The following is a 12,877-nucleotide window of genomic DNA, read 5'->3' on the forward strand; positions in this document are numbered from 1 at the left end:
GTCAGAACGGCTCGTCGGGGCGGCTGTGGTCGACGACGAACTCCTCGGCCGACAGCGGCGCCAGCCAGCCGTAGAGCTGGTCGGGGTAGGCCACGGCGATGCGCAGCCCGTCGTCGTCGTCGTCCTGGTAGGTGTCGACCACGCACCCGACATCGTCGGCGAAGGGCGCGAGCCGCTCGCGGAGCGGGCTGTCGGGCCGTAGGCGCACGGGGTCGCCGACTCGCATGGCGAGCCTCCTTCGCTGGGGTTCGGATGGTGGGCTGTGGTCGGTCGCGCAGGAGCGCGGGTCAGAACGTCCGGATGATGCCGGTGACGACGCCCCACACCTCGAAAGCCGAGGCCTCGGTGATGACGATGTCGGGGAAGTCCGGGTTGGCGGCTTCCAGCACGATCCCGCCCGACTTCATCCGGTAGGTCTTGATGGTGAACTCGCCGCCGACGAGGCCGAGCACGATGGAGCCGCTGACGGCCGAGCGGGCCCGGTCCACCACGGCGATGTCGCCCGGATAGAGGCCGCGGTCGCGCATGCTCTCGCCGGAGATCCGCACCGCGAAGGTGGCGGCGGGGTTCTTCACCAGCAGCTCGTTAAAGTCGAGCGGCCGGTCCATGTCGTCGTCGGCCGGGCTCGGGAAGCCGCACGCGGCCGAGGTCGACATCAGGGGCACGGCGGCCCCGCTCTGCGCCGACACGTCCAGGAAGGCGTTGATGTCGCCGGCGCGGAGGCTGCCGTCCTTCATCCGCTTGGCTATGGCGACGATGGGCAGCGGCAGCCGCACGACCTCGGACGGACCACCCGGGCGCCCAGCACCGGGCCGGCGCCCGCCCCGCTTCGATACCTCGTTCATCGCCGGTCCCGTCTGATTTCGTAACGCAATCAAACCTGGAACGGCGGTGATTCGCAAGGGGTTCCGAAGGAACGAAAAAAGCCTCTGCCCAGTCGGGCATCGCAACCGGGAACGGCCGCAGCTCCGCGGCCCAGGCTTCCACATCGGCGTTGGCGCGCTATGCTGCGCGCCGTGCAACGATGGCGTGGAGCGCGGGATGATCTCGGCCCTGGCGGTCACGGGCTACCGATCGCTCCGCGATGTGCGGCTGGGACTCGGGGCCCTCAACGTCGTCACGGGCGCCAACGGCTCCGGCAAGTCGAGCCTGTACCGGGCGCTGCGCCTCCTCGCCGACGCCGCGCAGGGGCGCGTCGTGGCGTCGCTGGCGGCCGAGGGCGGCATGGGCTCGGCGCAATGGGCCGGGCCGAAGGTGCTCAGCCGCGCCATGAAACGCGGCGACGTTCCGGTGCAGGGCCAGCATGGCGGGGGCCCTGTCAGCCTCAAGCTCGGCTTCGGCGGCGATGACTTCGGCTATGCGGTCGACCTCGGCCTGCCGATCGTGAGCGCTTCGCTGTTCTTCCGCGATCCCGTCATCAAGGCCGAGGCGGCCTGGACCGGGCCGCGCCTCAAGCGCTCGACCGCCTTCGCGCGGCGCGAGGGGCCGGGCGCGCGGTTGCTGTCCGAGGGCGGCGCATGGCGGGCGGTGCCCTCGCCTCTCGGCCCGGCCGACAGCCTGATGACGCACTGCGCCGACCCGCGCGGCGCGCCGGAGTTGCTCGACTTGCGCGAGCGGATGCGCGCCTGGCGCTTCTACGACCACCTGCGGACCGACCGGGACGCGCCGGCGCGGCGCCCGCAAGTCGGCACCTACACGCCGGCCCTGGCCAGCGACGGCGCCGACCTCGCGGCGGCGCTCCAGACCGTGCGGGAGATCGGCGACGCTTTCGCCCTCGACGCTGCGGTGGAGGACGCCTTCCCGGGTGCCGCGGTCTCGGTCACGGACCGCGACGGCCTGTTCGACGTCGGGATGCGCCAGCCGGGCCTCCTGCGCCCGCTCGGAGTGGCGGAGCTGTCCGAGGGGACGCTGCGCTACCTGCTGCTGGTGGCGGCGCTGCTGTCGCCCCGCCCCGCGCCCCTGACGGTGCTGAACGAGCCCGAGGCGAGCCTGCACCCGGACCTGATCGCGCCCCTCGCCCGGCTGATCGGGGCGGCGGCGGAGCGCGCGCAGGTCGTGGTGGTGAGCCACGCGGCGGCGCTGGTCGAGGCGCTGGACGCTCTGCCGGGCGCGCGGCGCTTCACGCTGGAGAAGCGGCTCGGCGAGACGGTGGTCGAGGGCGAGGCGGCGCTCGGGTGGGCGTGGCCGGAGCGGTGAGGGCGGGGTAGTTCCCGCTCGCGTCCCGAGGAGCGTCAGCCTCGCGCCAGATCCGGGCGGCACTGATGAGGGGCGGCGGGCCGGAGCGAACCCTCGAAAACCATCGTCGAAGCGGTGGCGCCCGATGTCCGCGAACCCATCCCGGAAACCGGCCGCGCCACCCGCAGGGGCGGCAGGCCCCCGGGATCCCCCATCACGGCCCGCGCGACGGGCCCATCCCGGTGTCCGATCCATGACCGCCACCGTTTCGAACCACGCCGATATCGCGCTGCGCGCCTATTTCATCTGGGACGGCGAGGGCCGTCCGCACGGCCGCCACCAGGACCATTGGTTCGCCGCCGAGGCGCTCGAAGCCCGCGCTCCGGAGGCAGTCGTGGCCGCGCCGGCGACGGCGGCCGTTGCCGCCAAGGCTCCCGCGAAGGCTCCCGCGGCCCGGAAAGCCGCGGCTCCGAAGAAGGCCGCCGCCCCGAAGGCGCCCGCCCCGGCCAAGGTGTCGGCCCCGAAGGCCCCCGCCGAAACCGTTGTGGCCGCCGCCGCCCTCGCCGCCCCGCGCGCCGCGCGCAGCACCGCCAAGGGCGCGCGCGGCGCGTACTGAAATCGGGTCCGATTACAGCTTCAAAATTTCAATATCTCAACGCCGCGGCTGGACCGCGGCGTTTTCCTTTGTGGGGCGTGTTCACAGAGGGAGTGGCGGATCAGCTCGAAACCTGTTCCCGAGGCGCGACTGCATATCGCGGCTTCGTTTTCCTGATCCGTCCGACAAGGTCGGCCACTACGATGGCGCCACTATGCAGTCCGATGGTGATTGTGTTGTCACCAATATCGATCCGCGATATCAGCGAGCGGACAGCCTTTATCTTCGCGGTCTTGTCCTTGTCGCGGTCCTGTAAGGGCACAAACGCAGCGATTGCGTTGAGGACTACATCGTCGAATGTGTCGGCTCTGAAACGCTGCGTCCAGTCTCTCTCGGGACCAGAGCGCTTTCGGCCTGATGGTAAGTAGTATCTGAAGAGTTGTCCATACCTATTATGGTGTGCGTTCTGACTGTATAGCTGCCCGGACGCGCCGAAGATCAGTCCTTTAAATGGGTGAGGTAGGGGTGAACGTAGTCCCGTCCTTTTTTCTTGCTGAATGCTCTCAACGGTTTTGCGAGCGTTGAGCCATAAGCTTTCTGTAATGATTGCTTCATGCACTCCCGGCATAGGTTGTCCATTATGGACGAGGTCGCCACGATAGAGCCGATTCCGAAGTATCTTCGCGATGCTCGTTCCTGTGAAATTAGTCCCGACCTTATTCTTGATTCCCTTGTGGTGCAATTCCTCGGCGAGCAGACGCGATGATCGGGTCTGGATGTAGCGACGATATACGAACCGAACAGTCTCCGCCTCGATCGGATCGACAATCAGTCTGCCCTTTTCCAACCGATACCCGAAGGGGCGCTGACCGTTTTGCCAGAGCCCCTGTGCCCTGGAGGCGGCTGCTTTGTCTCGCAGCCGCTCGCTCGCCAGCTCCCGCTCGAACTGCGCAAAGGACAGCAGCACGTTGAGAGTGAGGCGTCCCATGCTGTGCGACGTGTTGAAGGCCTGCGTCACAGACACGAAGCTGACGCCCTTGGCTTCGAAATCGCCCATGAGGCGCGAGAAGTCGATGAGCGAACGTGACAGTCTGTCGATCTTGTAGACGACGACGACGTCCACCTTGCCGGCAGCGATGTCGTCGCGCAAGCGCTTCACCGCCGGACGGTCGAGCGACCCGCCGGAGAAGCCGCCATCGTCATAACGCTCGTCGATCGCAACCCACCCCTCCCCGGCTTGGCTGGCGACGTAGCTCTCACATAAATGCCGCTGGGCATCGAGCGTGCTCAGGGCTCGCTCGACCGTTTCCGCTGCCGACTTTCGCGTGTAGATAGCGCAACGCTTGATGATGACCTCCCGTGATCTCTCGATCCACAAGCAGGTCGAGGTATTTTACGAGGCTGTGGGTTGCAAAGACGTCGGCCCATCGTGGTGGGCTGCTGCGTAGCAGCACCAGCACGATGTTGCATCCCACGCGGGCTGGGTGGACACTCTGAAAATTGACTCTCCCAGGAGTTCGGGCGATGGGCACCATGGATTGGAAAAGCGGGGGCGGGCAGCCGGACCGGCCAAGCCAGACCGAGCTTACCTCGCTGCGGCGATTGCTTCACATCGCCGTCAAGGGAATAAAGGACCCGGATAATCTATCAAGGGTTGAGATTTTGGAGATGTCCAAGCTGGCCGTCTGTCATCTGACTTGGAACGAGGGCACGCGATTGAAGCTGGGACAGCTGGGGCCGAACGAGATGGTGGCTGAGATGGTCCGATTGAGTCAGGAACTCTCTCTAGAGTAGATCGCATCCTGGGTCGCCATGCCCATCCATGTTCATCGGGAGCAGATGACCAGATCAACCGAGTGTGGTTCGATCTCCCGCCAGCGATGATGCGCAGAACAGGAACCCTGGGATGAGGAGTACGGTTTTCGCCCTAGGAGTCGCATTCGCGTTAACTGGCACATGCCGGGCAGCGCCGGCCTGTCACGACGCCCACGGGACGTATGTGAACAGCTCCGGGCACGTCGTCCCGGACCCGAAATGTGTTACCGGTCACCAAGCCGGGGAGACAGCAATCTGCCGGGACGGCTCGCACAGCTTCTCGGAACATCGACAGGGAACGTGCTCCCGTCACGGCGGCGTTGCGCAGTGGGAGTGACAGCCTGGACGATGGCGTGGTGTCGGATCTTTGATCTTCAGGCGAAAGGGTTCGGCTTCCGTGTGGCGACCGCCGGCTTTGCCACCGTGGCCCGGGCCGGCAACCTCCTCTCGGCTTCAAGCACCGCGATGACGCCGTCCAGCGTCGACCGGAGCGCCTTCGCGTGATCGAGCCCCTGGCGGTCGCGTGCGAGATCCAGCGATCCCGACAGGCTGATGCGGTCAGTCCCGTTCTCGACCGTCATGCCGCCGATCGTCAGTGCCGCTGCGTCATCTGTGAACGGCTTGAAGGGCTCAGCAGCCATGGGGTTGCTCCTCAGTACCGGCCGTGGGTCGGCGGTGGCAGGTCCGGCGCCGCAGCCTTCACCGCTGCCGGTAGGTGAGGGAACGGGTCTACACCGGTCAGTTTAGTCAGGTCGACGATTGAAATTCTGCGGTAATCCCACCCCGGCTTGTTGTCGACGAGGTAGGCGCCGGCGATGGCTGGCACCGGATCGTAAACGGCTTTCCAGATCCCGGTCGGCACGTAGACGCGCCCCTGCAGCACGGTGATGTCCGCGCCTTGATAGAGCGGCCCCGTCACGACGTAGACCTCGCCGTCCGTCACGGCCGTGTTGCGGGTGGCTTCCTCGATCGCCGACCAGAGCCCGGCGTTGTCGTTGTGGTCCTGCGGAATCATGTTCGCGAGGGAGAAGCTGTCCCGCTGGCTCGCCCCGTCGCCCATGTCTCCGTTCGGAGCCATGTGGCCGCGGTCGTAGCCCGAGCGTCGAAAATCTCTGAGTTCGCTGCGGACGTCGACCGGAAGCCGCGGCTCGGGGTGAAACGTGTCCACGCGCGCCATGCTGCGTGCCGCGGCGATCCTCGCCGCTGTGAGGTGCTCAGCCGAGTAGACCGGCGTGCGCGTCACGCCCGAGAACAGCGTGGCGAAGCCGCTGAGGCACAGCGGGTAGGTGCTGGCCGCGACCTTCGGGTTGAGGACGCGCGGTGGCTCGCCGGCCTGAAAATTCTGGGGGCAACTCGTGGCGGCCTCTGGCGAAGGGGCAACTGGTTTCGGGTGTGCGCAGTGGAGGTGGAAAGCGCAGAGCAGGGCATCGAACATGGGCCATGATCGCGCTGTTGTCGCATGACAGCAAGACACCTCAATGCTACCCAAGATGTACCTTTATGGAGGGTCCCATGCGTCTTGGCGCCATTGCACTCCCGACCATGCTGGCCCTTGTCAGCTTGACGTTAGCCGCGACGACCTTGATCGCCGAGGCTCATCCCGGCGCGCTGGATGCCAATGGATGCCATCGCGTCCGCCGCACCGGGCAACAGGTCTGCCATGCGGGGCACGCCAGATCAGGTGAGCACCGACGCTACATAGGCTTTGACGGCGTGGTGAGGCACTTCAGCCACTGACAGGCCCGATGTCTGAGCGTGGTCGTGGTCGAGACCCATGCGTTTTTCCCTGTGAACGGACACACATAAACCTTAATGTGTTCATTATTTGTTCCAGTCATTCCAGCCTGGGACGTGACTATGAAGACGCAATTTCTCGTGCTGCCCTACAAGCTCGGGGCACGAAATAAGGTCGAAGCGCAGCAGGCGCAGGCGTGCCGGACGGACGCCGAGGCGCTGCGGACCGGCGAGCGCATGGCGAAGCGCTTCCTCGGGGTCGTGGTGATGTCGCAGGACTACGACGAACAGGCCGATTTCGCCGCCGACCCCATCGTCCTCGCCACCCACGGCACCGTTCCGGATCAGTGGGACGAGTTCAAGGTGGCCGCCTGATGAGCGCCTGCTACTTCGTCCAGGCCTACAAAGCTAAGGGGTCTCGCCTGATCGGGCAGGCGAGCGAAAGCTACGGCTACGCCGATGAGGCCCTTGCCGCGGCAAAGCGGCTAGCGCGCTGGCGTGCTGGCATCGTGGTGCTTCAGCGGGAGCTTGACGACGAGGGCATCCCGCGCGGGCTCCCCCGAGTGCTGGCCATCCACGGGCAGGTCCCCCAGGGATGGGATGAAGCGGAAAGGGCAGTGGCGTGAGGGCGTCGGAGGTGTCGCGTGCCGAGGGCTGGCCGTGGCGCTTCGACCCAGCCGCGAAGCCCGTTCACACGCCGGCCATGCTCGCGGAGAGACTCAGCCGGGCCCTGCGCGATCGGCGAGCGAAGGACGACATGACGCCGATCAGGGTGCCGGATCGTCGGCTCCGTAAGACGCCTGGTTGTCAGCGCGTCTGATGCTGGTGCCGGCCGGCACAGCCGCCAGCATCTCCTCTACGACCTTCGCCAGCCGGGCCTTCTCGGCGGCGAGGCGGGTCAGGGCCTCGTGGCACACTTCGAGGACGGGCGTGCTGGCGTGGTCGGCCCAGATCGCCATGGCGTGGCACGTCGGGTCTGAGCGGCCGAGGTCGCGAAGCAGCTTGACGACGTCGGACGCCTCAATCGTCATGGTGGGGTCTCGCGCTATAGGCGTCCGTCAGAGCCTATCCCTGGCACCTAACAGCCAGTCCTGAATGCGGACGCCGCGGTCAGGCGCGGGCTCGCCGTCGTCCTCCCAAGCTCGCGCAGAGAAAGCCTGAGCCACATCCGGCCAGTCCTCCGCTGCGACTCCGTCCATGATTCGACGGGCCTCACCGAGCGGCTCTTCCGATCGCATGATCTGCACCAGCGCGTCCGCGCGCCGTCCGACTTCCAAAGCGCTGGTGGCCATGAATCGCTCCCCTTGTGGTCGCCAACGGTGAGGCAGACCGACAGGTTGCGGTCAACGCGGACGAGCGAAGCCAGACGCGGGGAGAGGGCCGACTCAGTCGGTGGACTGAGCATCATCGGCGCGAGATGAGCGCCGTGATGCTGAGAACCAAAGGGCAGCACCGCCGATGATCAGGCCTGCAGCCGCGAAGCCGACTCCGCGATGCCTTGCGCCAAATGACGCAGCATGGGCCGACGGATTTGGATCATCTGCTTACATGGCGCTTACACGCGAAGGCCTACCCAGGCCGATTTCGGTGCTAAGTGCATGAGAAGAATGGTACCACCACCCCGGTTCGAACGGGGGACCTCTAGATCCACAATCTAGCGCTCTAACCAGCTGAGCTATGGCGGCACATGTCACGCGACGGGCAGACGGATAGAAGCAAACGGCGCGGAAATCAAGCCTCCCGACGTCGCGAAGCGCGCGACGTCGTGGCCTGCGCCGATGGCTGTCCGCCCGGGCCCGGCGTCAGCCTTCGGTCGGGCCCTTGAAGGGCCGAAGGGCGTCGAGCGCGATGCGCCCGGCCAATGCGGCGAGTTCCTGGCCCTGGCTCGCCAGGACCTCGACCTGTCGGCGCATGTGCTCGGCGTTGAGCGACAGGGCGTCCGGGACCGACCTGGCCTGGACCAGCGCGGCGAGATGCGCCGTCGTCGAGGCCGCGTTGGCCCGCACCATCTCGAACACCTTGGCGTTGTAGCGGCTCAGGGCGTCGGTCGGGACGGGCGCCGCGTCCGGCGCGGCCTCGGCCGCCCGCTGGACGGGGGCCGCCGCGTCCCGGGCGAACCGGACAGCCGCATCGGACAGGTCGCCCGCCACGGTGACGGCGACTTCGGCAGCCTCGCGCGCCGCGTCCGCGGCGACATCGCTCCCGGCCCCGACCGCCCGGGTCGCGACATCCGCCGCGACCTCGGGGGAGGACGGGACGACTTCGGGCGCCGGGGCCGGCGTTGCGTGGTCGAGCGCGATCGTGTGATGCGCGACCCCGTCGGCCAGCGCGGCGGCCTCATGGGCGGCGTGGTCCAGCATCGCGGCGGTGACCGGGGGGATGACGGCCGTGCCGTCCCGCGGGTCCCGGTGCTCCTCGGCCTGCGCCGTGTCGGATGGCATGGTAGATCTCCCTTCGGACGAAGAGCCGGGATCCGCGCTCCGCGCCTTCCCGAGCTTTCTCAGCTTTTTCAGCAATGTCTTCTTCTTGGACATGCGGGCCGCCTCGCTCTTCGATCGGGACGGGCTGGCCCGGCGGCCGAGCGCTGGCGCGCCCGAAGGATCGGAGACGGTGTCCGCCCCCGGGCGCGGCGGCGGATCAGCCCTGGGTCTTGTTCATGACCTCGTCGGCGGCGCTCTTCATCGACTGGCCGGCCGTCTGGGCCATGCCCTGGGCGGTGGTCTGCATGATGGAGCCGAGCTCCTTCGCCTGCTCCTGGATGGTCGTCATCTGGGACTTGGCGTAGTCCGACTGGAGGGCGAGCACCTCTTGCAGGTCCTTGGCGCGGACGAGCTTGCGGGCGAGGTCGAACGCGCTGCGCACGTTGGTTTCGGCGAAGCCCATGGCCTTGGTGCCCATGCTCTTGGCGTTGGACTGCACGGTGGCGGCGGTCGTGTCGGCCTGGCCGGCGGCCTTCTGGGCGGCGGTCATGAAGCCGTCGAAGGCGCGGCTGGCCTGGTCGACGCTCTTCTCGGCCATGTCGCGCATGTCGGACGGGATCTCGTAGGACGGCGTGGGCATCGTGTGTCTCCAGACGGATGTGGGGGCGGAACCCGCGCGGCGGGGCGCCGTCGCGGAACAGGCTTGGGATCCAGGCGCCGACCGCGGGGATCTCGTACGTCAAGGCGTGTTGCGATGCAACATTGTTGTGCAGCGCAACATGGTCGTTTTTCCATCGGCCACGGTGCGAATTTCGGCGCGCGTCGCGCCTTCGGACGGTCGTGGCCTTGGTTAAATTCATGTTAAAACGACAAACCCCTCGCGAAGGTGGCAGGCGCGGCTGTTGAATTCGTCGCCAGCCCACCGAGGCGGCCGAGTGACGCGTGGACGGTGGTGATGCAGCATTCCCGGGACCGAGACGGCGAGGGTTCGAGCCTCGATACGGCCTTCGCCGACCCGGCCTTCGCGGGGCTCAAGGCGCGGGGGGCCCCCTTCGCCATCCTGCGGCCCGACGCGCGGGTGGTGCTGTGGGCCAACGCGGCGGCGGCGGATGGATGGGGCGCCGCGGACGCGGAAGCCTGTGCCGAGGTCCTGTTCGGGTCCGACGGGCGCGGCGGCTGGCTCGACGGCCTCACCCGCGGGCTGGTGCCGGGCCGGGCGGCGCGCCTCGTGCGGGGCGGCGTCGCGCGGGGCTCCGCCCCGCCGGCCCGCACGGCGCTGATCCGCGCCTGGACGGACCCCGACGGCGAAACGCTGATCGCCCTCGCGGTGCCGGACGCCGAGGCCGGGACGCCGGCCGATCCCGACGCGTGGCGCCGCACCGCCTGGGCTGTCCAGCCGGCCGCCGAACCGCGGGACGGACGTCCGGACCACGCCGACATCGCCGCCCCCGACGCCGGGGAGGCCGAGGACGAGCCAGCCGACACCGGCGTGGTCCTGGCGCGCCGCGGCCAGCTCGCCGTGCTGCGCGACAGGCTCAGCCGGGCGGTGGACGGCGCCGTCACGTTGCGGCTGCTGTGGCGCACCGACGCCGAAGGCGCGGTGGTGTCCATCGACGCGGCGGCCTTCGCGCGCCTCGGCTCGCCCCTGCGCTTCGACGGCGTCCCGCTGCCCGACGCGGTCGCGGCCTTCGATCCCGAAGGGGGCCGCCGGCTGAGCGCCGCATTGGCGACGCGGGCCACCTGGGCGGGGATCGCCTTCGAGCTGCCGGTCGCCGACAGGGCCGCGACCGTTCCGGTGGCGCTCAGCGCGTCGCCGGTGCTCGGGCCCGAGCGGTCCTTCGCGGGCTTCCGCGGCTTCGGCATCGTCGACCTCGCCCGCCTCGCCCTTTCGGCGCGCCCCGTGCCGGCCCCGGCGGAGGAGGGGGCCGGCGAGGCGGACGGCGCGCAGGACGGGGACGGACCCGAGGTCGACGCGCCCGCCCCCCCGGCGTCGGTCGACGCCTTCGCTCCCCCGACGTCGGTCGACGCCTTCGCGCCTCCAGCGTCGGTCGACGCCTTCGCTCCCCCGGCGTCGGTCGACGCCCCGGTGCCGCCTGCGGCTGCGCCCGAAGCCCCCGCGATCGTGCCCGCCGTGGACGACGAGCCGCCGGCCGAAGCGCGGCCGGCCGCCAACGTGGTCCAGCTCCGGGCCTTCCAGGGTTCGGCTTCGGGCCGGTTCGGGGCCGCCCCGGTGCCGTCGGCGGCCTTCGAACCGGCGCCCGCGGCTCCCGCCGGGACGGCGGACGGCGGCTCCCCCGCCGCGCTCCCGCCCGCTCCGGGCGACCGGCCGGCGGGCCCGCAGGACGAGCCGCTCGACGACCAGCTCGCCTTCCTGGCGCTGGGCGAAGCGCTCCGCGCCCGCATCGGCGCGTCCGCGCCCGCCCCGGAGCCGGCGGACCTGCCGCCATCCGCCGAAGAGCCGGTGGCGGACGCTCCCGCGCCGGACGCGCCGGACGCGTCCCAGCCCGCCGCGGCGGGCACGGCGCCCTCGGAGGAGCCCGCGTCCCCGCTGCTCGATTGGCTGCCCATCGCCGTCCTGGCGACCGTGTCGGGCAGGCCGGTCTTCGCCAACCCCGCCGCGGCAGCCCGCCTCGGCTTCCACGACCCCCGGGACCTGATCGGGGCCGGCGATGCGCTTGTGGTGTCGTCCGCCGAAGCCGACCGGATCGAGCTCCGCGACGCGCGGGGAACCGTCCTGACCAGCGCGGCCCGCCGCGTGGAGGTGCCCTGGGCGGGGGCGTCCGCCACGCTCTGGCTCCTGTCGGAACCGGACCAGGATGGCGTCGCGCCCGAGGCCGCCGACCCGCGCCCCGCGCCCGCCGAAGCGGGCGAGGACCGCTCGACCGAACTGCTCGACCGGGTCGACGACGCCGTGGCGCTGCTCGACGCGGCGGGACGGGTGCGCCGGTTGAACCGCCGGGGCGAGGGCTGGTTCGGCCGCGCCGAGGCCGAGGGGGCGCCCGCGCGCGGCTTCACCGACCTGCTCGAACCCGAAAGCCGCCCCGTCGCGCTGGCCCTGCTCGGGGACGTCCGGAAGCAGCGCGACGGGCTCGGCCAGCCCCCGCTCCGGCGCGACGTCCTGGCGCGCACGGGTGAGAACGGGGCGACGCCGATGGTGCTGACCCTGGGTCGCCTCGGCGCTTCCGGCTTCTACGCGACGCTGCGCGACGTGTCGGCGCTGCTCCGCGCCGAAACCGACCGCGCCCGGACGGAGCGCGACCACGCGCGCGCCGCCGGCCGCCTGCCCGACCTCCTCGCCAAGGTCAGCCACGAGATCCGCACGCCGCTCGGCGCCATCCTGGGCTTCGCCGAGGTGATGATGGACGAGCGCTTCGGGCCGCTCGGCAACCCGCGCTACAAGGACTACCTGAAGGACATCCACGCGTCCGGCGCCCAGGTCGTGGCGCTGGTCGACGACCTGCTCGACCTGTCCCGCATCGAGGCGGGCCAGCTCGACCTCGACGTCGCGGCCGTGGACGTGAACCGCGTCGTCGCCGAGGCGGTCGCGCAGATGCAGCCCGAGGCGCATCGCGTGCGGGTCATCATGCGGACCTCGCTCGCCGGGCGCATCCCGGCGGTGCTGGCCGACGAGCGCTCGACGCGGCAGATCGTCAGGAACATCCTGTCCAACGCCGTGAAGTTCAACGAGCCCGGCGGCCAGGTGATCGTGTCGACGGCGCTGGGCGAAGCCGGGGCGGTGCTGCTGCGGGTGCGCGACACGGGCGTCGGCATGAGCGAGGAGGAGATCGCGGCGGCGCTGGAGCCCTTCGGCGGCCTCCCGGCGCGGCCCCGCGCCCACGGCAACGGGCTCGGCCTGCCGTTGACCCGCGCGCTGGTGGGCGCCAACGGCGCCAGCATGACGATCCGCAGCCGCCCGCGCGAGGGCACGCTGGTCGAGGTGTGCTTCGCGTCGGCGGGTGAAGCGGAAGCACGGCGCCCCGCGTGAAGGCGGTGGTCCGGGCGCCCGCGTTGCGCGGGGGCGGGGGCTCGCCTAAGCAGAACGGGTGGGTCGACCCACGAATGCCCGCTTCTCCTTCGAGGGAAGAAAGGCAGGACGGCGCGGGCGGGCCCCCGCGGTCCTGCTGAGGATGCAGGCGTT

17 protein-coding genes and 1 tRNA gene are annotated in these 12,877 nt (G+C 69.7%); 8 read left to right on the forward strand and 10 right to left on the reverse strand.

Going from position 1 to position 12,877, the window contains the following annotated elements:
* Position 1: 1 nt before the first annotated feature.
* Together D3273_RS19805 and D3273_RS19810 are read right to left on the reverse strand one after the other, a co-directional pair.
* On the reverse strand, positions 2-226 hold the full coding sequence (locus tag D3273_RS19805) for a hypothetical protein (protein WP_129228624.1): 225 nt from the start codon (positions 224-226) through the stop codon (positions 2-4).
* 61 nt (positions 227-287) lie between these two features.
* Entirely contained in the window at positions 288-845 is a 558-nt protein-coding gene (locus D3273_RS19810; protein WP_245501295.1) for a LexA family protein, read from the reverse strand.
* Positions 846-1,041: 196 nt separating this feature from the next.
* Here D3273_RS19810 and D3273_RS19815 point away from each other — a divergent pair, with 196 nt between their 5' ends.
* Positions 1,042-2,196, forward strand: coding sequence for an AAA family ATPase (locus tag D3273_RS19815; protein WP_129228625.1), 1,155 nt, complete (start codon positions 1,042-1,044; stop codon positions 2,194-2,196).
* Between the two features lie 232 nt (positions 2,197-2,428).
* Positions 2,429-2,791, forward strand: a complete 363-nt coding sequence (locus D3273_RS19820; protein WP_207210845.1) for a DUF2934 domain-containing protein — start codon at positions 2,429-2,431, stop codon at positions 2,789-2,791.
* 100 nt (positions 2,792-2,891) lie between these two features.
* On the opposite strand, the gene D3273_RS19825 is transcribed toward D3273_RS19820, so the two are convergent.
* Complete coding sequence (locus tag D3273_RS19825; RefSeq protein WP_129228627.1) at positions 2,892-4,148, reverse strand: recombinase family protein; 1,257 nt, start codon at positions 4,146-4,148, stop codon at positions 2,892-2,894.
* Positions 4,149-4,294: 146 nt separating this feature from the next.
* Between D3273_RS19825 and D3273_RS19830 the strand changes: the two genes are divergently transcribed.
* Complete coding sequence (locus D3273_RS19830; RefSeq protein ID WP_129228628.1) at positions 4,295-4,564, forward strand: hypothetical protein; 270 nt, start codon at positions 4,295-4,297, stop codon at positions 4,562-4,564.
* Positions 4,565-4,676: 112 nt separating this feature from the next.
* Positions 4,677-4,922, forward strand: a complete 246-nt coding sequence (locus D3273_RS19835) for a DUF3761 domain-containing protein (RefSeq protein WP_129228629.1) — start codon at positions 4,677-4,679, stop codon at positions 4,920-4,922.
* A 37-nt stretch (positions 4,923-4,959) separates the two neighbouring features.
* On the opposite strand, the gene D3273_RS19840 is transcribed toward D3273_RS19835, so the two are convergent.
* Both D3273_RS19840 and D3273_RS19845 read right to left on the reverse strand, forming a co-directional pair.
* Positions 4,960-5,226: a hypothetical protein gene (locus tag D3273_RS19840; protein ID WP_129228630.1), complete on the reverse strand. Its 267-nt coding sequence runs from the start codon at positions 5,224-5,226 to the stop codon at positions 4,960-4,962.
* A gap of 11 nt (positions 5,227-5,237) precedes the next feature.
* Positions 5,238-6,020 carry a DNA/RNA non-specific endonuclease gene (locus D3273_RS19845; RefSeq protein WP_129228631.1) on the reverse strand — a complete coding sequence of 261 codons (783 nt, stop codon included), beginning with the start codon at positions 6,018-6,020 and terminating at the stop codon, positions 5,238-5,240.
* Between the two features lie 5 nt (positions 6,021-6,025).
* Between D3273_RS19845 and D3273_RS19850 the strand changes: the two genes are divergently transcribed.
* From D3273_RS19850 to D3273_RS19860, 3 genes are all read left to right on the forward strand, one after another.
* Complete coding sequence (locus D3273_RS19850) at positions 6,026-6,322, forward strand: YHYH domain-containing protein (RefSeq protein WP_207210846.1); 297 nt, start codon at positions 6,026-6,028, stop codon at positions 6,320-6,322.
* 120 nt (positions 6,323-6,442) lie between these two features.
* A complete protein-coding gene (locus tag D3273_RS19855; protein ID WP_129228632.1) occupies positions 6,443-6,694 on the forward strand; it encodes a hypothetical protein in 252 nt (83 codons plus the stop codon).
* Positions 6,694-6,945: a hypothetical protein gene (locus D3273_RS19860; protein WP_129228633.1), complete on the forward strand. Its 252-nt coding sequence runs from the start codon at positions 6,694-6,696 to the stop codon at positions 6,943-6,945. The genes D3273_RS19855 and D3273_RS19860 overlap by 1 nt, the downstream gene beginning before the upstream one ends.
* Before the next feature lie 141 nt (positions 6,946-7,086).
* On the opposite strand, the gene D3273_RS19865 is transcribed toward D3273_RS19860, so the two are convergent.
* The 5 genes from D3273_RS19865 to D3273_RS19885 form a co-directional block, all read right to left on the reverse strand.
* Positions 7,087-7,350, reverse strand: coding sequence for a hypothetical protein (locus tag D3273_RS19865; protein ID WP_129228634.1), 264 nt, complete (start codon positions 7,348-7,350; stop codon positions 7,087-7,089).
* A 27-nt stretch (positions 7,351-7,377) separates the two neighbouring features.
* Positions 7,378-7,611, reverse strand: a complete 234-nt coding sequence (locus tag D3273_RS19870) for a hypothetical protein (protein ID WP_129228635.1) — start codon at positions 7,609-7,611, stop codon at positions 7,378-7,380.
* 316 nt (positions 7,612-7,927) lie between these two features.
* Positions 7,928-8,004 (reverse strand) — tRNA-His (locus D3273_RS19875).
* 117 nt (positions 8,005-8,121) lie between these two features.
* Positions 8,122-8,760 carry a phasin family protein gene (locus D3273_RS19880; protein ID WP_129228636.1) on the reverse strand — a complete coding sequence of 213 codons (639 nt, stop codon included), beginning with the start codon at positions 8,758-8,760 and terminating at the stop codon, positions 8,122-8,124.
* Between the two features lie 196 nt (positions 8,761-8,956).
* Positions 8,957-9,379 carry a phasin gene (locus tag D3273_RS19885; protein WP_129228637.1) on the reverse strand — a complete coding sequence of 141 codons (423 nt, stop codon included), beginning with the start codon at positions 9,377-9,379 and terminating at the stop codon, positions 8,957-8,959.
* Positions 9,380-9,694: 315 nt separating this feature from the next.
* Between D3273_RS19885 and D3273_RS29330 the strand changes: the two genes are divergently transcribed.
* Positions 9,695-12,724 carry an ATP-binding protein gene (locus D3273_RS29330; protein ID WP_245501296.1) on the forward strand — a complete coding sequence of 1,010 codons (3,030 nt, stop codon included), beginning with the start codon at positions 9,695-9,697 and terminating at the stop codon, positions 12,722-12,724.
* Positions 12,725-12,877 lie beyond the last annotated feature (153 nt).

This window comes from Lichenibacterium minor (genome assembly GCF_004137685.1).
Classification (GTDB): domain Bacteria; phylum Pseudomonadota; class Alphaproteobacteria; order Rhizobiales; family Beijerinckiaceae; genus Lichenihabitans; species Lichenihabitans minor.